A 20,240-nucleotide genomic window follows, 5' to 3' on the forward strand; every position below is an offset into this window, starting at 1 on the left:
CCATGCCTGACTCATCCCGGAACCCGACCCTGCTCCGCTCCTTGCTCGGCAGCGTGCTGTGCCTGCTGCTGGGGGCCTGTTCGACCCCGGCCACCGTGCCGCTGCCGAACGCCGACGCCCGCGCGCTGCGCCACCAGGAAATCCTGTCGCTTGCCGACCTGCCCCCGCCCGAGGTCTTGATCCAGGGCGGCGACACCCTGCGCATCGTGCGCGATGCCCAGGAGCCGTCGGAGAAAGACGACATGACGCTGTTCGTCGTGCGTCCCGACGGCTATTTCTCGATGCCCTATGTCGGCCTGGTCAAAGGCGCCGGCCGCACGCCGGAAGAAGTCGCCAAGGAGGTCACGGCCAGGCTGGAAAGCATCTACCGGCAGCCGGCGGTCACGGTGAATATCGCCAGCGCACCGAGCAACAAGGTGTACATCGGCGGCGCGGTGCCCAATCCGGCCTTCTTCGACCTGGTCGGCCATGCCACCGTGGAGCAGGCCCTGATCGGCTCAGGTGGCGTGCTGGCATCGGCGGACAGCGAGAACGTGGCGCTACTGCGCCCGGGCCGCGACGGCAAGTACAAGGTCTATCTGTTCGACTTCGCGGCCCTGCTGCAAGACTCCGAGCGGCCGATGGTGGCCTTGCAGCGAGGCGACATCATCTTCGTGCCGAAGTCAGGCATCGGCAACGCCGTGGAAGCCGTGGACATGTATTTCACCCGCCTATTCCCAATCAACAAGGGCATCGGTGTCGGCTTCAACTACGACCTGAACCAATCGGATGTCAGCAACAGCGGCAACTCCAACACCACGATCGGCACCGTCAACAACATCACCCCATGAAGGAGCTCGCCGTGTCTCTCGCTCTTCCACGCCCTCCTGTTGCTCAAGGGGGTGAGTCGTGATCGAAATCCGTTCCTTCCGTGACCTGCTGCGGCTGTTCTTCATTTTCCGCCGCGAGTTCAAATGGGCAGTGATAGCCACGGTGGTCGTCGCTGTGCTTGGCGCCTTCCTGCTGCCGGCCAAGTACGAGTCCAACGCCCGCCTGCTGGTCAAGCCCGGGCGGGACAACACTACCCTGCCGATCGAGGCGAGCAATCGCCAGACCCTGATCGCCCCGAGCACCCAGCGCGATCCCGTCGTTGACGAGGAGAAGATGCTGACCGGGCGTCCGATCGTTCGCATGGTGGCCGAGCGCTATCTGGAAGAGATGTCGAACTACCAGCCGCAGGGGTTCTGGAAGACCGTCAAATTCCACATCAAGAAGGCCATCGGCGAGGTCCTGGAAGTCATTCGCAACGTCCTGCAGATACTCGGCATCGTCGAGGAGCAATCACCGGTCGACCGGCTGGCCAAAAAACTGGAAAAGTCTTTCACCGTGGGCCATGAGCCGGGCTCTGCGGTCATGGAAATCAGCTTCACCTGGGACGATCCGGGCATCGCCCAGAAGGTGCTGGAGGCCTGGGTCAACGCCTATATGGAGGAACGCACCCGCGCCCTGGGCCGCAAGAGCCTGTACGCCTTCTACGAGGGCGAAACCCAGAAGGTCGCAGCGCAGATCGCCGAGCTGAAAAAGGAGCTGCAGGGCCGCCTGCAGAAGATCGACAGCATCAGCGTCAGCGAACGGCTGGACAACCTGACCAACCAGATCAACCGCATGACCGACGCCCGCGGCGAAACCCTCAACCAGCTGGCAGGCATCCATAGTTTTCTAGCCAGCGCCCGCGAGCAGCTTAAACGCCAACCGGGCGAGGTGGTGACCGAACGCGAGATCAGCCTCAACCCGAACCAGCTCGACCTGCGCCTCAAGCTCAACGAGCTGAATATCGAGCGCGCACGCCTGCTGCGGACCTTCCGCGAGCAAGCGCCGCCAGTGGTGCAGGTGGAGGAGAACATCAAGTCCGTGCAAGCGCTGATCGAGAGCGAGGCCGAACGCCTGGAGCGCTCTCAGAACCGCGCGCCCAACAGCCTGGTGGTCAGTCTCAAGCAGCAGATTCTCGACGCCGAGCTACGCCAGCGTCAGCTCGATGGCCAACTGAAGGACTACGAGCAGCACATCGCCCGCCTGCGCCAGGAGCGCAACCAGGTGCTGAGCGACGAACCGGAACTGAGCCGGCTGCAACTGGAGCTGCAGGCCGCCGAGCAGAACTTCGCGCTGTACACCGACAGCCTCGAGAAGGCGCGCATCGACCGGCAGCTGGATGCCAGCCAGATCAGCAACATCGCCCAGATCGAACAAGCCACCTTCAACCCCAGCCGGGTCTTCCCCAAGAGCCTGCTGATCCTGCTGCTGGCATTGCCCGCAGGCATCGCCGTCGGGCTGCTTACCCTGTACCTGTGCTACCTGTTGGATCAGCGCATACACGACGGCGGGCGGATCGAGGAGATCTTCCAGGTCCCGCTGTGGACCACCCTGCCCGACCTCGGCGACACCCCCGAGCAGCCCGGCAGCACCTTCATCGCCGGTATCTACCGACTCTACGGGCTGCTGCCACTGGAACAGGTGGAAGCCCAGGGCCTGACCCTGGGCATCAGTTCTGCCCATCCGGGCGAAGGCGTGAGCTTTACGCTCGGCCATCTGTCCCGCCTGCTCGAGGAGCGCAACCATCGCGTTCGCCTGGGAGGAGAGGCGGCAGCGCCCGGCGAAATCGTGCTGATCGACGGCTCCGCCTTGCTGTCCAGCCAGGAAGCGTTCATCGATCTGCGCCGCGCCGATCTCATCCTGCTGCTGGTGGAAGCGCAGCGCAGCACGGTCCCCATGGTGGAACACACCCTGGGAATTCTCACCACGGCCTTCAAGAAGGTTGACGGCATCATCGTCAACCGACGTCGCTTCGAAATTCCCGCCAGCGTGTTGCAGCGGGTCGCCCGCTGGCGGAGCGTGATCTGATGCGCATCGCCTTGCTTGCGCCACTGCCACCGGAGCAAACCGGCATAGCCGACTACGCCGCGCATTTTCGCCGGGCGCTGGAAGCCCTGGGTGTCGAGGTGCATACCCCACTGGCTGGTTGCGGCAGCGATGAACGCGCAGTGCGAGAACGCCTGGACGCCTTCGATTGGCGCAGCGTGGACCTGGTGCACGCCGAACTCGGCGGTGGTCGTCTCGGCGAGTTCCACGCGCTGGACCTGCTGCGCCAGCGCTACCCCGGGCTGCCGCTGACCGCCACCGTGCACGATCCGGAGCGTCTGGTCTGGCGGCTGCGCCTGCCGGGCCCGCTGCACCTGGCCGAGCGGCTGCCGCGGCCGTTGCCGCAAGCCGCCGCGCTGTTGGCCGACCCGTTCACCCTGCGTCGCGAGCGCCGCTTGGCCCGCTCGATGAACCGGCTGATCACCCTTACCCGGCTGGGCGGCGACTGCCTTGGCCAGCGCATGGGGGTGCCCGCCGAACGCCTCGCGGTCATTCCCCACGGCAACCTGCCCATCGAGCCGGTGCCATTACCCGCCTTGCTGCCCATCCGCCTGCTGTATTTCGGCTTCATCTACCGCGGCAAGGGCATCGAGGACCTGCTCGATGCCTTTGCCCAGAGCCTGGCCCGACAACCGGAACTACGGGGCCGCCTGCGGCTGACGCTGGCTGGCGGCACCGCGCCCGACGTGGCCTTCGGCCCTGCGGGCAGCTACCTTGATGAATTGCGCGCACGCCTGAATCGTCTGCAGCTGAGCGATTGCGTGGATTGGCAGCTGGACCTGCCGGCCAGTGAGATCCCACGGCTGATCCAGGACCATCACGTGATGGTGCTGCCCTACCGCGAATCGAAGAAGTTGTCCTTACTGGGTGCCATGCGCGGCACCAGCGGTGCCCTGTCCTGGGCTGCCGCCTGTGGCCGCGGCGCCATCACCTCGGATGCTCGGTCCTTCGCCGAGGAAGTCGCCCACGGCAATGGCGCCCTCTATCCGCAGGGCGATGTGAATGCGTTGTCGCAGCGCTTGAGCGAACTGGCCAACCAGCCGGAGCGCGTTCTGCAATGGGCGGAGCAAGCGTCTCGTATCGGCCTCGCGCGCAACTGGTCGGCAACCGCCGAGCGGTTCCGTAACCTGTTCGCACAGGAGGTTGAACATGTCGCGTAAACATTCCGCCGTCCTGCTCGCAGCTGCCGCTGCCAGCGTTGTCCTGCTCTCGGCCGTGCTGCCCTGGGGCCGCCCTGCCCAGGCCGAGCCCCTCAACCTCAAGGCCCCGCGCCCAGTGGTCTGGCAAGACTTCCTCGGGGTCAATGCGCACTTTCTCTGGTTCCCACCCGAGCGCTATCAGAAGCAGATGGAGCGCCTGCGCGAGCTGGGCTTGAACTGGGTACGCGTGGACCTGCACTGGGACCGCCATGAGCCGCAAGAAGGCCAATACCGGTTCACGGAGCTGGATGGCGTGGTCGATGCGATCGAGTCCCACCAGCTGAAATCCGTGTTCTACCTGGTCGGCTCCGCGCCGTTCATCAGCAGCGCTCCGCCCGGCTCTCCGACCCCGGACCAATACCCACCACGCGACCCGGCGGTCTATGCCAGCCGCCTGGCCCTGTTCGCCACGCGTTACCCGGCGGTCAGCGCCTGGCAAGTCTGGAACGAGCCGAACCTCCCCTCCTTCTGGCGCCCTCACGAAGACCCCGCCAACTACGGGCGCCTGCTGCTGGCCAGTACCCAAGCGCTGCGCGCAGTGGACCCCGACAAACCGGTGGTTATCGGGGGCATGGCCTACTACAGCCAGATGCCGGTTGTAGGCGGCCTGATGCTGGAGGCGCTGGGCAAGCTCGGCGTGCAGCAGCTCAAAACGGTGCTGGCTTACCACCCATATTCGCAGAAGCCCGAAGGCGACGTGACCGCCGAACGCGACTTCATCCTGCGTGCCCGGCAACTCAACGCCACCCTTCGCAGCGCACAACCGCCGGCGATCTGGGCGACCGAATGGGGTTGGTCGAGCTACGACGGGCCGAAGGAGATGCAGGACATCATCGGCCTCGAGGGCCAGGCTGACTACGTCTTGCGTCGCCTGGCGCTGATGAGCGCTCTGGACTACGACAAGGTGTTCCTGTTCGCCCTTAGCGACCTGGACCAGCGCGCCAGCGCTCGCGATCAGGAATACGGCCTGCTCGACCTCCAGGGCAAACCCAAGCCGGTCTTTCACGCCTTGCGGCGTTTCCTCGCCACCACCGGGGCCCGCCTGGAGCCGGCGGACCCTCCGCGCATCGACAACGCCCCGCCCGGCCTGATCAACATTGCCTGGCGCCGCCCCGATGGTCGCAAGCTGTTGCTGTTCTGGGCCGCGGAAGGCGGCACCATGCACCTGCCGACGATCACTCGCGGCCGCTTGCTCGATCCGTTGAGCGGCCAGAGCAAACGCCTCGAGGATGCCAAAGGCATTCGCGTAGTCGTCGCCTCCAGCCTCCAGATGTTGCTTTGGGAATAGAACCAGCGATGCGCATTCTGTGGACCCTGCCCTACCTGCCTTGGCCTACGACCAGCGGCGGCAAGACGCGCCAGTTTCATCTGCTGCGCAGCCTGGCCGCCAGGGGGCACCGGATTACGTTGCTGGTGCAGTCGAAAACGCCGCTCGACGGCGAGACCCGCGCCGCCCTGGAACCGCTGCTGGAGCGCCTGATCGTGCTGCCACGGCGACCGCTGCGGCATCCGCTGACCCTGCTCGCCGCACTCTTCGCCCCATGGCCACTGCTTGTCAGCGTCAACGGCCTGGGGCGCAAGCTGAGCGACACGTTCGAGCGCCTGCTCGAAGAGCCCTGGGACGTGATTCAGATCGAGCACAGCTATGGCTTTCAACCCTATGCCCGCTCGCTGGCCCGCAGCCGAAGACCGTTTCTGTTGACCGAGCACAACGTCGAGTCCAGCCTGGGAGCGGCTACCTATGACCGCCTGCCCGCCTGGGCGAAGTCCTTCATTCTGTTCGACCAATGGCGCTATCGGCGCTGGGAGCGCCGCGTGCTGGGCATGGCCAGCCAGGTGGTCGCCGTAACCCGCGAGGATGCCGATGTGCTGGCCGCGCTCACCCGACGGCCGATCCAGGTCGTGGTCAACGGCGTGGATACCCGAGGGTTCGCCCAGGTGCAGCCGGACCTGGCCAGCCAGCGCATCCTGTTCGTCGGCAACTACGAATACGCCCCCAATGTCGATGCCATCGAATGGGCATTGGACGAAATCCTTCCGCGTCTCTGGCAACGCTGCCCGCAGGCGCGCTTCGCCGTCTGCGGCTATGCCTTGCCCGCCGAGTGGGCACAGCGCTGGCCGGACCCTCGTATCGAGTGGCACGGTTTCGTGCCCGATCTCACTGCGCTGCAACAGCGCTGTGCGAGCTTCCTCGCGCCCCTGCGGCACGGCGGCGGCTCCAAGCTCAAAGTGCTGGAAGCCCTCGCCGCCGGCCTGCCCCTGGTCAGCACCGCTCAGGGCGCGTCCGGCCTGCAGCTGGAAAACCAGGTGCACTGCCGGCTGGCCGAGCAGCCCGATGCGTTGGCGGACATTCTCGCCGAGCTGCTGCAAGACCCTGTGCAAGCCCAGCGCCTGGGCGAGGCGGGGCGCGCCTATACCCTGGGGCAGCACGACTGGCAGGCGGCCGCCCAGCAACTGGAGCAGGCCTACCAGGCCCTGCCCCGCCAGGACGAGGTACCCGCATGCGTGTAGGCCTGGATTATCGGCCCGCCACCGTCGCGCCCCAGTCGGGCATCGCTCGCCAGGTCATTGCCCTGGAGAACGCTCTGCGCGCCGACGATGACGTACAACTGGAACTGTTCAGCGAGGCGCCCCTGGCTCATCCGCAGCGGGACTCCGCCCATTGTCCGGCGTGGCCGAGCCCTCTCGAGGGCTTGCAGCGACCCCAGGTGCGTTTGCGTTTCGAGGCACGGTTTCTACCGAGCGCCTTGCGCGATCAGAACATCGACCTGTACATCGCCACCGCCAACATGGGGCTGCCCCTCGACCGGCGCCCGAATCATCGACGCTACGTCCTGCTGTTGCATGACCTGTTTCAACTGACCGAGCGCAACCACCATCGCTCGCGCTTCAAGGCCCTCGCCTATCGCCTGATCGACTGGCTGTCGATCGGCTATTCGATCTGGGTGGCAACGCGCATCTGGACCCCCTCGGCCTTCACCGCTGGCGAAGTCGGCCGCCTGTTCCCGAGAGCCGCCCACAAGGTGCGGGTACTGCCCAATCTGGTACCTGGCTTCGCCGGCCAACCGGCTGACCTCAGCCACTTGGAACTGCCCGAACGCTACTGGCTGGCCGTCGGCACCCGCGAACCACGCAAGAACATGCCCTGGTTCGTCGAAGCCTGGCGGCATGCCCGCACCGGCACACCGAACATTCCCTCGCTGGTGCTAGTGGGTTCCGCCGCGGACCTGCCGGAGGCGCTACGCGATCTGCCTGGACTGCACCTGGTGCAGAACCTTCGGGATGCCGAACTCCAGGCGCTCTACCAAGGTGCAGAACGCCTCTGGCAACCCTCCTATGCCGAAGGGTTCGGCTTGCCGGTGGTGGAAGCGTTGAGCCTCGGCACCCCCGTGGCGGTTGCCCGCGGCTCCGCGCTGGAGGAGGTCGCCCCCGCCGACGCGCCACGGTTCGATGCGCAGGACCAGGCAGCCCTACGTGATCTCATGCGCCGCCTGGCCGATGCCCCCGCCGCAGAGGACAAAGCTGCGCTGGTGGCCTGGGCGAATCGCTATGGCGTCACCGCCTACCGAGAGCGCCTGAACGAACTGCTCGCCGAACTGAGGCCGCAATGCCGCTAGGACTGACCCTCGCGCTGTTGTGCGGCACGTTGTTCGGGGCGTTGCTCTGGGTGCTGTCGCCCTTGAAGCTGGGCATCCTGCTGGTGGGCACCGCGCTGACCATCGCCTTGCTGCGCCGGCCGCTATGGGGTTTGCTGATCTTCGCCGTCCTGGCCACCAGCATTCCCTACACCACCGTGCAGGTCGGCATCCGAACCACCATCTGCGAGGCTGTGCTCGGCCTCACCTGGCTGGGCGTCTTCTGGCAGGGGTTCATCGGCAAGAACCGCGGCCTGCTGCTGTGGTATCCCACCGAACGCGCACTGGCCTGGCTGATGTTGTTCAGTATGCTGCCTTTCGTCGTCGGGCAATTGACCATCGCCGCAGAAGGCAGCGGTCCGGTCAACTGGGTACGCTGGCTGCTCAACCTGTCGCTGCTGTTTCTGGTACCGCTGCTGCTGCGAGACGAACGCAGCCGGGACCAACTGATCGTCGCCCTGCTGGTGGGCAATCTGGCGATGCTCCTGCTGTCGGTCTTCATGTTTCTCAAAGACCGCAACGCGATGACCATGATCCCCATTCTCACCGATCTGAAATACGCCCACCCCGAGGCGGTGCAGGACATCTTCTCCGCCAACTACCAGCGCATGGCGTCGCCCTGGGTTCATCCCAACCTCACCGGCGGAGTGCTTGCCCTGTTCATTCCCTTGGCGCTGTTCTACGGCTGGACCCGCCCAGGCTGGCGCCGCTGGCTCGGCCTGGCGGTGGCGGTGCTGGGCTGCGCCGGCTTGCTGTTCAGCATTTCCCGCGGCGCCATTGTCTCTTTGGCGCTTGTCCTGCTGTGGCTCACGTACAAGCGCCTGCCCTACAGCGGGCGCATCCTCGGCCTCGGCGTAGCCCTGGGCCTCGCCTTGGTCCTGTTCTATCCACCGCTACAGGAGCGTCTGCTGAGCATGTTCTCGGCGAGCAACGCGAGCACCGAAATTCGCATGGACGAGTACCGCATGTTCCCCGAAGCCATGGTCCGCTACCCGCTGGGCATCGGCTTCAAGATCGATCCACCGGTACCCGGCAGCGGCCTGCTGGGTATCTCCAACCTGTGGCTGAACTTCATCTACAAAATCGGCATACCCGGCATGTTGCTATTCGTCCTGGTCACCGTGCTCTGGTGGCGCGAGGTCAGGCCACATGGCGCGGTGCGCAGGGTCACCCACGACAACGCTCTGTGGCTGGGCTCTTCCGCCGGCGTGCTCGCGGCCTTGCTCACCGGCCTGTTCGACCACTACTACAGCTTTACCTTCGTGCTGATTGCCCTGTTCTGGCTGCTGATGGGCCTTGGCCTGCAGCAGGTCCGACTCGATCCCAACATACCGCACAGCGCCACCCAGAAAAGGATGCTCCAATGAAACATCGCGTATTCCATTCCTACGACCTGCGCGACCGCCTGCCGGAATACGCCGCCGAGTTGACGCTCGATGCCGACCAACTGACCGAGGCCTACGCCTGGATGCTGCAACATGAGGTGCTGTTCGAAGAGGCCGAGCGCGACCAGACTCGCTACAGCATGTCGTCCCTGGACTTGGAATCCCGCATCGAGCACCCCGTCGCCCGCCGCTTTTTCGCGCGCTTGAAGCACGACATCCCGGCGACCTTCGTCCCGCTCTACGGCCTTAACTGGCCGACCCTCAAGGACCGCTGGCTGCGCGCCTGGGAGCAGGCCTACAACATCCTCATCAACAAGATTCCCAGCCATCATGTGCGCCTGGCCTGGTTGCGCCTGGGTGGGGCGAAGATCGGCAAGGGCTCGTCGATCTGGCGCAACACCGAGATCCTCGGCATCGAAAATCTGCGCATGGGCGACGACAGCGTCATCGCCTGGCATTGCCAGGTGGACGCGCGCGCCGGGCTGGTCATCGGCAACCATGTGGCAATTGCTTCCCACGTGCTGATCATCGCCGGCAGCCATGACCTGGAGGCGCCGGAGTTCTGGTCGGTATCCGCGCCGATCCGCATCGACGACTATGCCTGGATCGCCACCCGGGCGCTGATCGGCCACGGCGCCCACATCGGCGAAGGTGCCGTGGTTACCGCCAATACGGTGGTCAGCAAGGCGATCGCGCCCTACAAGATCGTCGGCGGCAGCGGCGCCAAGCCCATGGGCGAGCGGCCGCGCGGGCTGAACTATCGGGTCGGCGGCAAGGGCCTGTTCACCCTCTTCCATTGAAAGGTCGTTCATGTTCGGCAGCACCCTCTGGCTGACCCTGGCCACTCTCGCTGGCCTCGCCGCCGGCTTCGCCCGCGAGTGGCTGCTGGTAGCCGCCTGGGGCGCCGGCAGCCGCAGCGACGCCTTCCTGGTCGCGCTGTTCCTGCCCGAGGCCCTGCGCATGACGCTGGCCGCCGGCCTGCTCAGCGCCGCGGCACTGCCGCTCTACCAGGCTCGCCAGGGCGACGCGCAGCGCCTCTGGCTGACCACGCTGAGCCCCCGGATCATGCTCACCGGCCTGCTGCTCGCTGGCCTGCTGGCCCTGGCCGCACCACTGTGGGTCCGCGTGGTCGGCCCCGGCCTCGCCGCCGACGCCCTCGCGCAAGCCAGCGCCAGCCTGCGCCTGCTGGCCTGGTGTGCGCCGGGCTTCCTGCTGCATGCATTGTTCTGCGTCCCCTTGCAAGCCCAGTCGCGCTTCCTGCTCGCCGGCCTCGGCTCGCTGCTGTTCAACCTGCCGCCGGTCATCTACCTGGCCCTCGAACGGCAGGCCGCCACGACCGAGGGCTTGTCCCTGGCCTGCCTGCTCGGCAGCCTGCTGATGCCCGCCCTGCTGTTCCCGGCCTTGCTACGCCTCGGCTGGAGACCCTGGTCTGAACGAACGGAGGCCGGTGCAGGACGCGAGCTGTTGCAGCGGCTCGGTCCGCTGCTGGCCAGCAACCTGGCCAGCCAGGGCCTGGCCTGGCTGGAACGCATCGTCGCCTCGCTGCTCGGCGAAGGCGCGGTGACCTGGCTGAACCTCGCGCGAAAGCTGATCAACCTGCCGCTGATCGCCCTGATGAGCCTGAACCAGGTACTGCTCGGTCTGATGAGCGGCAGCGCGGGCGAGCAACGCCTCGCCTTGCTGCGTCGCGGCCTGGCCATCTCGACCCTGCTCACGCTGCCCGCCGCATTCGGCCTGGTGGGCGCGGCGCCGGCACTGGTGAACCTGCTATTGCCCGATCAACTGGACCACGGGCCGCTGCCCACCCTGCTGGCCTGGTTCGCCGTGCCCCTGCTGTTCGGCGCCTGGAACGCCCTGCTCGCCCGCTACGCCTACGCCGCCGGCGACACCCGCCTGCCGCTTGGCTGCGAACTGGCCGGCAGCCTGCTCAACGCCCTGTTGCTGGGGATGCTGCCCTTCTACCTGGGCCTGCCGGGCATCGCCCTCGCCGCCCTCGGCGGAGTCATTTGCACCGGGTTCCTGCTGCTGCAGCGCCAGCGCCTGCTCGGTGCCTTGCCCTGGCGCAGCCAATGGGCACTGGGGCTGCTGTGCCTCGGGCTGGCGGCCCTGCTCCTGCACCCTCTCGCTGGCGTCGGACTGCAACTGGGGGTCAGCACTCTGGCGGGAGCCATGTTGATGGCCGCGCTGGCGGCATGGCTGCGACCCTGGAAAACCTGAACAGCGGTGATAGCCGAGCAAGAGGGAACGATGGATAGCTGCCCACACTGCGGTGAGCAAAGCATCAGCCATTGGCGCAAATCTGCCGCCTCGGACCTGCGCCCCCTCAGTTGCCCGCGTTGTGGCGGGCGCGCCTATGTTTCCGGGTGGGCCCATGCTACGGCGGTCCTGGTCGGCGACGCCCTGTTCTGGGGAGGCATTCTGACTGCGTTGGCCTTTCGAGCATGGTGGCCACTGGTCCTGATACCGCTAGGCTGGATCGTCTTCATCGGCTGGTTCTATCGTCGCCGGGCACTCAAGGCCATCGGACCGGACGAGATTCGTCTGGCACGCCGGAGAGCCGCCGTTCAGGCGATCGTCCTGCTCATCGCGCTCGCCAGCCTAAAGCTACTGTCGTAGTAACGCTTGTGCCGCGACTGCGGCACGTAGGACGGATTGAGCGCAGCGATACCCTTCGGTGAGATTCGCCACACTCAGCAACGACTGACGGACCGCTTGTTGGGTATCGCTGCGCTCCACCCAACCTACGATGACTTTTGCACAACAGATCGAGGGGGAAACCCCGCCGCTCAGCCCAGCACTTCGCTGAGCGGTATGAAGCCAATCGAATCTCCCTTCGCCAGCGTCGCTCCCTCCCGCACTTCCGCCAGGCCATCGGCCCAGGCCACGCCGCGCAATACCCCGGAACTCTGGTTGGGATAGAGCACGGCCTGCCCCTGTTCCAGGCGAGCCCGCAAGTATTCGCGGCGGGTGCCGGGCTTGGGCCAGGCGAAGCCGGCCGGAACGGAGAACCTGAGCGGTTCGACCTTGACTACGCCGAGACGACGCAGCAGATAGGGTCGGGCCAATAGCGCGAAGGTGACCAGGGTGGACGCCGGGTTGCCGGGCAGGCCGATAACGGGGGTGCCGCGATAGTGCCCACAGGTGAGCGGCTTGCCGGGCTTGATCGCCAGTTTCCACAGCGCCAGTTCGCCGTCTTCGCGCAGCGCCTGGCCGAGGAAATCGGCCTCGCCGACCGACACGCCGCCGGTGCTGAGGATCAGGTCGACACCGGTCAACGCGGCGAGCTGTGTGCGGGTCTTGCCCAGGTCGTCTGGCAGGATGCCAGCATCGTGCACTTCACAGCCCAACCGGCGGAGCCAGGCGCAGAGCAAGGTGCGGTTGCTGTTGTAGATCTGCCCAGGACCGAGCACCTGCCCCGGCTCGATCAGTTCGTCACCCGTGGAAACGACCGCCACACGAGGTTGTCGGCGCACCGTCAGCTCGGCGACGCCAAGGGTCGCGGCCAGGCCCAGTTCCACCGGAGTCAGGCGAGTGCCCGCATCCAGCACGGTTTCGCCCCGGCGGGTTTCCTGGCCCTGCGGACGAATATGCTGGCCGGCTTTTAGGGCCTCGCGAAAGCGTACCCGACCATCGCCCAGCACCTCGGTGTTTTCCTGCATCTCCACGCAGTCGGCGCCTTCGGGAACTGGCGCACCGGTGAAGATGCGTGCACAGGTGCCGGATTGCAATGGCTCTGGCGCCTGCCCGGCAAAGATGCGCTGACTGACCTGCAAAGGCTCGCCGGTCCAATCGCCCAGTCGCAACGCATAGCCATCCATGGCGCTGTTCGGCCACGGCGGCAGGTCCAGCCCCGCGACCAACGCCTCGGCCAGCACACGTCCTTCGGCCTGCGCCAGGGTCACGGTCTCGGTCTCACCGATAGGCGACGCCTCGGCCATGGCCAGCAGGCGTTCCAGTGCCTGCTCGACCGGCAGCAGGCCCGGCCCGCTCATCCGCGGCTCTCGCAGGCGGGCGCCTGCTTCAGGTGGGCGACGAAATTACACGGGCGATGCCGGGCGTCCAGTTGCTCGGCGAGGATGCCGTCCCATGCGGTGCGGCAGGCGTTGGTGGAGCCCGGCAGGCAACAGACCAGGGTGCCGTTGGCGAGGCCGGCCAGGGCACGGGACTGGATGGTGGAGGTGCCGATGTCGGCAACCGAAATCTGCCGGAACAACTCGCCGAACCCATCGACCTGCTTGTCCAGCAGGCAGGCGACGGCTTCCGGGGTGCTGTCGCGGCCGGTGAAGCCGGTGCCGCCGGTGATCAGCACGACCTGCACCGCGTATTCCGCGATCCAGGTGGCGACCTGGGCGCGGATCTTGTACAGGTCGTCCTTGAGCAGCACGCGGGCGGCGAGGTTATGGCCGGCGGCCAAGAGGCGGTCGACGAATAGTTGCCCGGAAGTGTCGGTTTCGAAGGTGCGGGTATCGCTGACGGTGAGAACAGCGATATTCAGCGGCACGAAAGCCGCGTCAGCCTTGTGGTTCATGGGCTCGATCCGGTTGTGGCAGAGGCAGGCCGGTGTTATATCACAGGCCCCGACTGGAGCGCCGCCATGACCGACCCGACCCACCTGCCCGCCTGTTCCGTGCTGCTGCTCGCCGGTGGCCGCGGCCAGCGCATGGGTGGCCAGGACAAGGGCCTGGTCGAATGGCAGGGACAACCGCTGATCGCCCACCTGCACGCAACGGTACGCCCGCTGACCGACGATCTGATCATTTCCTGCAACCGTAACGCCGAGCGCTACGCGGCCTATGCCGACCATCTGGTGCACGATGACTGTGGCGATTTTCCCGGCCCACTGGCCGGCATTCGCGCCGGTCTCGCCGTGGCCCGCCACCCCTGGCTGTTGATCCTGCCCTGCGATGCGCCCCTGGTGGATGCGCCCCTGCTGCAGGCCATGCGACGAGCGGCGGCGCAACAGCCGGACAAGCCATTGATGCTGCGCCAGGGCGAGCAATGGCAGCCGCTGTTCTGCCTGTTGCCAACGTCCCTGGCCGGTGCGTTGGAACAGGCCTGGCAGGCGGGCGAGCGCAGCCCGCGTCATGCCCTGCTCGCCCTCGGCATCCAGGCTCTGGACTGCGAACAGGACGATGCACGCCTGGCCAATCTGAACACCCCCGAGTTGCTGGCGGCCGACTCACGGCCGATTGCCTGAACGCAGCGGAACTTGCCCTGTCCTGGCCCGTCAGAACAGGTACCGCACATCCGCTCAGGAGAACTTCGATGAAGCAACGGACTCTTCCCGCCCTGCTGCTCGCCTTCGGCCTCGCCGCCCTGGCCGGCTGCTCCACCCCTTCGCTGATCACGCTCAACGACGGGCGCGAACTCCAGTCTCTCGACAAGCCCGAGTATGACGACGACACCGGCTTCTACGAGTTCGAGCAGTTGGATGGCAAGCGCGTCAAGGTCAACAAGGATCAGGTACGCACCATCCAGCCGATGTAAGGCCTGCCCGCGCCGGCCCGACATGGCCGGCGCGAATTACCCGCCAGGAAAATTCTTTCCCCCTAACCCCTTGTGTGACAAAACTTTTTCGGTACAATGCGCGCCATCTTCGGAGCGTAGCGCAGCTTGGTAGCGCGTCTCGTTCGGGACGAGAAGGTCGCTGGTTCGAATCCAGTCGCTCCGACCAACTTCCCGTTTCAAGCCCAGTCTCTCGGGCTTGAAAGCAAAAACCGGCCCTTGGCCGGTTTTTTCGTTTCAGCTTCCCCTTCCCTCGCCCCGCCACGCAGTTCGTCAGCCAAATCTCTGCTCGTACCGGCAGCAGCTAACCTGTCAGGTAGCGATCTGCCATCAGATCGCTCGTCTTCCTATGCAACCGAAGCTGGGAGCATGCCATGGAGCCCAACGATAGACTCGAACTCAGCTTGGAAACGCTGAGCCTCGTGCCCATGGAAGAGCCGAATGCGGTAGCCGCGCCCCCGATGCAAACGAAACCCAAGATCGATACCCGGCACAAGGTGGACCGACGCACCCATGGGGATCGCCGCAGCGCCATACGTTTCCAGGATGATCGCCGGGCCTGCGGAGACCGACGTGCGGGGGCCAATCCCTGGGCGGGGCCCAACGATCTCTAGGTAAAACGCCGCACCGCATCTGCCAGGTCTTTGGCCAGGCGGGCATCCGGCGCCCGCGCTTCGTCGCCGGGCCGATATTTGCCGGTGCGCACCAAACACCCCTGCAGCCCCGCGTGCTGGGCGCCGAGCACGTCGCCCTCGACGTCGTCGCCGATCATCAACGCCTGGTCGGGACTGACGCCGAGCTCGGCCAGGGCTCCGGCGAAGAAGTCCGGCGAAGGCTTGCCAAGTACCAACGCCTGCACTCCGGCAGCGTATTCCAACGCACGCACGAACGGGCCGACATCCAGGCGCAATGCGTCGCGGTAGCGGAAATAGCGGTTGTCGCCCATGGCGATCAGCGGCGCGCCATCGAGCAGCAGGTGGAAAGCACGCTCAAGGTGCGGGTAATCGAAACGCTCCTCGGCATCGCCGACGACCACGGCGTTCGGCTCGGGCAAATCGAGCAGATCGGCGAACTCTTCTTCGAGATTGCGGTGGATCAGGCAATAGGGACGCAGCCCACTGGCCTGGATATGCCGGCGCACGGCCTGCGGTGCGCTGAAAATCTGCTCGGGTTCGATCACGAAGCCCATGGCCACCAGTTGCCGATGGATTTCCCTGGCGGTCAGGCGCGAGGTATTGGTCACCAACCGCAGCGGATAGCCTTTGGCTTGCAGCGCTTCGAGGGCATCCACCGCCCCCGGCAGCGCGCGGGCGTCCTGGTACAACACCCCGCTGATATCGAGCAGAACCGCCTTGAACCCCATGTCGTCCACCATTGCGAGCGGCGTCAGCGCAAAAAGGTGACGACCTGGTCTGCCTCGAACGGCCAGTCGAGTTCCGCCCCGGTATCCAGCCGTCGCAGCACCGGGATGCGCAGAGCATAGCGCTCGACCCAGTCGGAACGGTCGACGATGTCCACCAGCTCGACCATCAGGCCGTGCTCGACAAAGGGCATGAGCACCGACTCGGCCTGCTCGCACAGGTGGCAGCCGAGGGTGCTGAACAGTTGGCACTCGGGAATCATGGGCGTGTCTCGCGAAAGCGTCAGACACGCAGTCTAGGCCCTCTCGACCGCTCTGTGCGAGCCAAGCGGTAGCCGTGCTCAGGCGGCCTCGGCCGACGCCTTGTCGCCCTTGGGTGCCAGCAGGCCCTGCAGGCCGTCGAGCAGCTTGCCGTTGAAGCGCTCGGCCTTGTCCAGCCGCACCGGATCGAAACGCTCGTCGAGGGAGAAGCCACCTTGCAGCAATTGCTCGAGCACGTCCTTGCCTTCGGTGGCCACTTCGTTGGCACTGCGCAGTGCATCGAGCAGGGTCTGGGCATAGTCGAGCAACGCGCCATTCACCGCGCTCGACGCCTGGCCACCCTGCTGGGCAACCGCGCCATAGGCATCGGTGGCCTGGCGCACGCGGGTCTGGGTCAGATGCAGCGACATCGAAGCCAGCTGCTCGCCATCCATCTGCAACGCCATGGCCCGATCGAAGGCCCCGGCCATATCGCCGGAGTAGAACTTGTTCGACAACTCCTGCACCTGGCCGAACAGATTCTCGAGCGCGGCGCGTTCCTGCTCGTTGAGATCGCCTTCCACCTGCACCTGCCAGGCACCGATCTGCAAGCTGCCGGACCGGTTGCTGGCCATCAATGCGCTGCCGTTGCCATTGCTGGCAGCCGCCACGCTGCTTTGCGACCAGTTCGCCGACGCCTGGGCGACGGAAATGCGCAGGCGATCGCCTTCGCGAGTGGTCACGGAGAGTTCGAAGGTTTCGGCCTGGGCGGCGAACCGCTCGCTAAAGGCCGCCACCGCCAGGCTGTCGCCGGTTGCCGGCTGGACGGGAGCGAAGCGCTTGTCGAGATCGCCCAGGCCTTGCTGAATGCGCTGGTAGGTATCGTCGATATCGGCGGCCACCTGACCCTGCAGCAAGCCCATGCCATCGAGGATCTTGCGGGCTTCGGCGAAACCCTTCTCCACGCCTTCGCGGGCCTGGGCCATCAGCTTTTGCAGCTGGGCGCTGTCGGCTCCGGCAGCGGCCTCGCTCTGCAAGCGGCCACCGATGAAACCGAGCACCCGATCTGCGACCTTCTCCGGAGTGAAATCGTCGTGTCTGCCATCCAACGCGCCGGGCTGCAACCCCAGACGATCAGCCAGCCGATTGGCCAGCGCCTGCTGGCCATCCACGGCGCCGGGACGCGCACCAGTCAGACTATGCAGCGGCGAGGGACGGAAGCTGTTAGGCAGAGCGAGCGGCGAGTTCATGGCGGTGTACCGTGACGAGGCATCTGCCAGGCTGGCGGCCGAAAAGCGGAAAAGTTGAGGGTCTTGCCGCCATCGGCCGATAAACGGCAAGTGGCTTGACCTCGCTCAGCCCCGAGGCTGCCTGTTGCCACTAGGCTTAGCATGCTTGCCGTGCTTTTCCGGAGAATCGCTTTGTTTGCCAACCTGCTGATCATTCTCGCTTCGTCCCTGGTGGTCATCGCGCTGTTCCGCCATCTGCGCCTGCCGCCGGTGCTGGGCTACCTCTGCGTGGGCCTGGCGATCGGGCCGACAGCGCTGAACTGGGTTGATCACGGCGGCGATCTATCCTATCTGGCCGAACTGGGCGTGGTATTTCTGCTGTTTACCCTCGGCCTGGAGTTTTCCTTGCCGCGCATGCTCGCCCTGCGCCGGGTGGTATTCGGCCTCGGCAGCATGCAGGTACTGGCCTGCGCGTTGCCTCTGGGCGGCCTGCTGTATTTTTTCGGCCTGCCGCTGGAAGTGGCGCTGCTGCTCGGCGGCGGCCTGGCGCTGTCCTCCACCGCGATCGTCAGCAAGGAGCTGGGCAGCCTCGGCGAGATTTTCAGCGGCCATGGGCAGAACGCCATTGGCGTGCTGCTGTTCCAGGACCTGGTGGCGGTGCTGCTGCTGACTCTGGTGCCGGTGTTCACAGGCAGCGAGGGCCAGGCCTGGTACTGGGCCGTGCCCTTGACCCTGGGCAAGACTCTACTGCTGTTCGTCGGCCTGCTGCTGAGTAGCCGCTGGCTGCTGCCCCGGTTGTTCCAGGAAGTGGCGGCGGCGCACTCAGCCGAGCTGTTCGTGCTGCTGGCACTGGTGCTGGTATTGCTCACCGCCTGGCTGACCCACCTGCTCGGGTTGTCCATGGCGCTGGGGGCGTTCCTCGCCGGCATGCTGCTGGGCGAGAGCCATTATCGCCACCAGATCGAAGCGGACATCCGTCCGTTTCGCGACATTCTCCTCGGTCTGTTCTTCGTCAGCGTCGGCATGCTGATCGACGTGCACCTGTTCGCCAGCCATGGCTGGCTGATCGTCGGCCTGGCCCTGTTCCTGCTGCTGTTCAAAGGCAGTCTGGTGGCCATGCTGGTGAGGCTACGCGGGGATGACAGCGAAACCGCCTGGCGCAGCGGGCTGGCCCTGGCCCAGGGCGGCGAGTTCTGCTTCGCCCTGGTCGCCCAGGTGCAGCAGGCCCGCTTGCTGCCGGGAGATATCGGCGGCCTGTTACTGGCTGCCACCTTCTGCTCGATGGCGCTTACCCCGTTGCTGCTGCGCTCCGCTCCGGCACTGGCAGCTCGCCTGCGGCCGCGGGCGCGCAAGGAGGCCCTGGTCGAGGAGATCGCCGCGGCTAGTGCCGAGCTGAACGCCCACGTGGTGATCTGCGGCTACGGCCGGGTCGGCCAGTCCATCGGGCGTTTCCTGCGCCGGGAGCAGGTGGAATTCATCGCCCTCGACGACGACCCGGTGCGCGTGCAGGAAGCTGCCGCTGGCGAGGAAAGCGTTCACTACGGCGACTCGCGCCGCTACGACCTGCTGGCGGCTGTCGGCACCGCGCGGGCACGACTCCTGGTGGTGGCAGTGGACAAGGCCGAGGTGGCCCTGCCGATCGTAGAGCAGGCGCGCCGCCTGAGTGCGGAGCTGCCCATCCTGGTGCGCACCCGTGACGACAGCCGGCTCGCCGAACTCCAGGCCGCCGGGGCCACCGAAGTGGTGCCGGAGCTGCTGGAGTCGAGCCTGATGCTGGCCTCCCACGCGCTGATCATGCTCGGCCTGCCACCACACCAGGTGCAGGCCCACGTCGAGGTGGTGCGGCGCGGCCGCTATCGGCTGCTGCACGGCTTCTATCATGGTGCCCAGGCCAATCTGCTGGATGCCCAGGGCCGCGCGCGGCTACTGATGCACGCAGTGAATCTCAGCCCGAACGCGTTCGCCTGCGGACGCCGCCTGGGGGATTTGCGGCTCGAAGCGCTGGGGGTGGAAATCCAGGCGGTGCGCCGCGATGGCGAGGACCTGCCCCTGGAGCCCGGCACGCGCCTGCTGGAAGGCGACGCAGTGCTGGTCGCCGGGCCGCTGGAGGCCATCGAAGCCTGCGAGGCGCGGGTCCTGGCGGGACGATAGCGCCGCAACTCAGACGCCGGCGGCCTGCAACAGCACCTCGGCGGCCTGCCTGGCGTCGCGGGCCTGTTCCGCCGGCCCCTCCATGTGAGCCATGGTAATGGCACCTTCGAAGAGAAACTGCAGCTGTCGCGCCAGCTGCTCCGGCTGGGGTGCGGCCAGGCTTTCGAGCATGCGCTGGAAATGCGCCTGCATGAACAGCTTGTGCCGCGCGGCCTGGCGGTGGATCGCATGGTTGCGGTCATGGAACTCCGCGGACGCGTTGATAAACATGCAGCCATTGAAGCTGCCGTCATGCAGCCAGGCATGCAAGCCATCGAAGGTACGCAGGATGGCCTCCCGCGGCGGCAGCAACTGCTGGGCCTGGCGCAAGCGCTCGGCCACTTCCTCATGCTGCGCTTCCAGTACCGCCTCGATCAGTTCGTCCTTGGACTTGAAGTGCTTGTACAGGGTCATCTTCGCCACGCCCGACTCGGCGAGGATGCGGTCGATGCCGGTGGCGTGGTAACCCTCGCGGGAGAACAGCTGTAATGCCGTCTGCAGCAGTTGTTCGCGCTTGCTGTGTGCCATCTGGAGCCTCCTGAAGGCAGCCATTATGCGAGAAGCCCCGCCGAAGCCCCAAGTCGATGCGCCTGGGCGTCGCA

At 66.1% G+C, this 20,240-nt stretch carries 19 protein-coding genes and 1 tRNA gene; 14 read left to right on the forward strand and 6 right to left on the reverse strand.

Annotated elements, in window-relative coordinates:
• Positions 1–2 precede the first annotated feature (2 nt).
• The 10 genes from ACWKV7_RS02745 to ACWKV7_RS02790 are packed head-to-tail and all read left to right on the forward strand — an operon-like array spanning position 3 to position 11,730.
• Positions 3–830, forward strand: a complete 828-nt coding sequence (locus ACWKV7_RS02745; RefSeq protein ID WP_483856094.1) for a polysaccharide biosynthesis/export family protein — start codon at positions 3–5, stop codon at positions 828–830.
• A 58-nt stretch (positions 831–888) separates the two neighbouring features.
• Positions 889–2,877 carry a GumC family protein gene (locus ACWKV7_RS02750; protein WP_483856095.1) on the forward strand — a complete coding sequence of 663 codons (1,989 nt, stop codon included), beginning with the start codon at positions 889–891 and terminating at the stop codon, positions 2,875–2,877.
• A complete protein-coding gene (locus ACWKV7_RS02755) occupies positions 2,877–4,055 on the forward strand; it encodes a glycosyltransferase (RefSeq protein ID WP_483856096.1) in 1,179 nt (392 codons plus the stop codon). The genes ACWKV7_RS02750 and ACWKV7_RS02755 overlap by 1 nt, the downstream gene beginning before the upstream one ends.
• Positions 4,045–5,382 (forward strand): beta-galactosidase, encoded by a 1,338-nt coding sequence (locus ACWKV7_RS02760; RefSeq protein WP_483856097.1) that lies wholly within the window; start codon positions 4,045–4,047, stop codon positions 5,380–5,382. The genes ACWKV7_RS02755 and ACWKV7_RS02760 overlap by 11 nt, the downstream gene beginning before the upstream one ends.
• A gap of 8 nt (positions 5,383–5,390) precedes the next feature.
• A complete protein-coding gene (locus ACWKV7_RS02765; protein ID WP_483856098.1) occupies positions 5,391–6,605 on the forward strand; it encodes a glycosyltransferase family 4 protein in 1,215 nt (404 codons plus the stop codon).
• A complete protein-coding gene (locus tag ACWKV7_RS02770; RefSeq protein ID WP_483856099.1) occupies positions 6,596–7,711 on the forward strand; it encodes a glycosyltransferase family 4 protein in 1,116 nt (371 codons plus the stop codon). Before ACWKV7_RS02765 ends, ACWKV7_RS02770 begins: the two co-directional genes overlap by 10 nt.
• Entirely contained in the window at positions 7,702–9,096 is a 1,395-nt protein-coding gene (locus tag ACWKV7_RS02775; protein WP_483856100.1) for an O-antigen ligase family protein, read from the forward strand. The genes ACWKV7_RS02770 and ACWKV7_RS02775 overlap by 10 nt, the downstream gene beginning before the upstream one ends.
• Positions 9,093–9,914 carry an acyltransferase gene (locus ACWKV7_RS02780; protein WP_483856101.1) on the forward strand — a complete coding sequence of 274 codons (822 nt, stop codon included), beginning with the start codon at positions 9,093–9,095 and terminating at the stop codon, positions 9,912–9,914. Before ACWKV7_RS02775 ends, ACWKV7_RS02780 begins: the two co-directional genes overlap by 4 nt.
• Before the next feature lie 10 nt (positions 9,915–9,924).
• A complete protein-coding gene (locus ACWKV7_RS02785; protein WP_483856102.1) occupies positions 9,925–11,331 on the forward strand; it encodes a lipid II flippase MurJ in 1,407 nt (468 codons plus the stop codon).
• 30 nt (positions 11,332–11,361) lie between these two features.
• Positions 11,362–11,730 carry a hypothetical protein gene (locus ACWKV7_RS02790; protein WP_483856103.1) on the forward strand — a complete coding sequence of 123 codons (369 nt, stop codon included), beginning with the start codon at positions 11,362–11,364 and terminating at the stop codon, positions 11,728–11,730.
• 170 nt (positions 11,731–11,900) lie between these two features.
• Here ACWKV7_RS02790 and ACWKV7_RS02795 read toward each other — a convergent pair whose 3' ends face one another.
• Positions 11,901–13,106, reverse strand: a complete 1,206-nt coding sequence (locus ACWKV7_RS02795) for a molybdopterin molybdotransferase MoeA (protein WP_483856104.1) — start codon at positions 13,104–13,106, stop codon at positions 11,901–11,903.
• Positions 13,103–13,642 carry a molybdenum cofactor biosynthesis protein B gene (moaB, locus tag ACWKV7_RS02800; RefSeq protein WP_483856105.1) on the reverse strand — a complete coding sequence of 180 codons (540 nt, stop codon included), beginning with the start codon at positions 13,640–13,642 and terminating at the stop codon, positions 13,103–13,105. The genes ACWKV7_RS02795 and moaB overlap by 4 nt, the downstream gene beginning before the upstream one ends.
• Before the next feature lie 66 nt (positions 13,643–13,708).
• On the opposite strand from moaB, the gene mobA reads away from it, so the two are divergent.
• The 3 genes from mobA (at position 13,709) to ACWKV7_RS02815 (ending at position 14,788) form a co-directional block, all read left to right on the forward strand.
• Positions 13,709–14,311 (forward strand): molybdenum cofactor guanylyltransferase MobA, encoded by a 603-nt coding sequence (gene mobA, locus ACWKV7_RS02805; RefSeq protein ID WP_483856106.1) that lies wholly within the window; start codon positions 13,709–13,711, stop codon positions 14,309–14,311.
• 68 nt (positions 14,312–14,379) lie between these two features.
• Positions 14,380–14,601 carry a YgdI/YgdR family lipoprotein gene (locus ACWKV7_RS02810; RefSeq protein WP_483856107.1) on the forward strand — a complete coding sequence of 74 codons (222 nt, stop codon included), beginning with the start codon at positions 14,380–14,382 and terminating at the stop codon, positions 14,599–14,601.
• Between the two features lie 110 nt (positions 14,602–14,711).
• Positions 14,712–14,788, forward strand: a tRNA-Pro gene (locus ACWKV7_RS02815).
• A 441-nt stretch (positions 14,789–15,229) separates the two neighbouring features.
• Here ACWKV7_RS02815 and ACWKV7_RS02820 read toward each other — a convergent pair.
• The 3 genes from ACWKV7_RS02820 to ACWKV7_RS02830 form a co-directional block, all read right to left on the reverse strand.
• A complete protein-coding gene (locus ACWKV7_RS02820) occupies positions 15,230–15,982 on the reverse strand; it encodes a TIGR01458 family HAD-type hydrolase (RefSeq protein WP_483856108.1) in 753 nt (250 codons plus the stop codon).
• Between the two features lie 23 nt (positions 15,983–16,005).
• Entirely contained in the window at positions 16,006–16,242 is a 237-nt protein-coding gene (locus tag ACWKV7_RS02825; protein ID WP_483856109.1) for a glutaredoxin family protein, read from the reverse strand.
• A gap of 78 nt (positions 16,243–16,320) precedes the next feature.
• Positions 16,321–17,469 (reverse strand): DUF5610 domain-containing protein, encoded by a 1,149-nt coding sequence (locus ACWKV7_RS02830; protein ID WP_483856110.1) that lies wholly within the window; start codon positions 17,467–17,469, stop codon positions 16,321–16,323.
• Positions 17,470–17,640: 171 nt separating this feature from the next.
• Here ACWKV7_RS02830 and ACWKV7_RS02835 point away from each other — a divergent pair, with 171 nt between their 5' ends.
• Complete coding sequence (locus ACWKV7_RS02835) at positions 17,641–19,599, forward strand: cation:proton antiporter domain-containing protein (RefSeq protein ID WP_483856111.1); 1,959 nt, start codon at positions 17,641–17,643, stop codon at positions 19,597–19,599.
• A 9-nt stretch (positions 19,600–19,608) separates the two neighbouring features.
• Here the strand turns inward: ACWKV7_RS02835 and ACWKV7_RS02840 are convergent, their stop codons facing one another.
• Positions 19,609–20,166: a TetR/AcrR family transcriptional regulator gene (locus ACWKV7_RS02840; RefSeq protein WP_483856112.1), complete on the reverse strand. Its 558-nt coding sequence runs from the start codon at positions 20,164–20,166 to the stop codon at positions 19,609–19,611.
• Between the last annotated feature and the right edge of the window lie 74 nt (positions 20,167–20,240).

Source organism: Zestomonas ipomoeae (assembly GCF_057128665.1).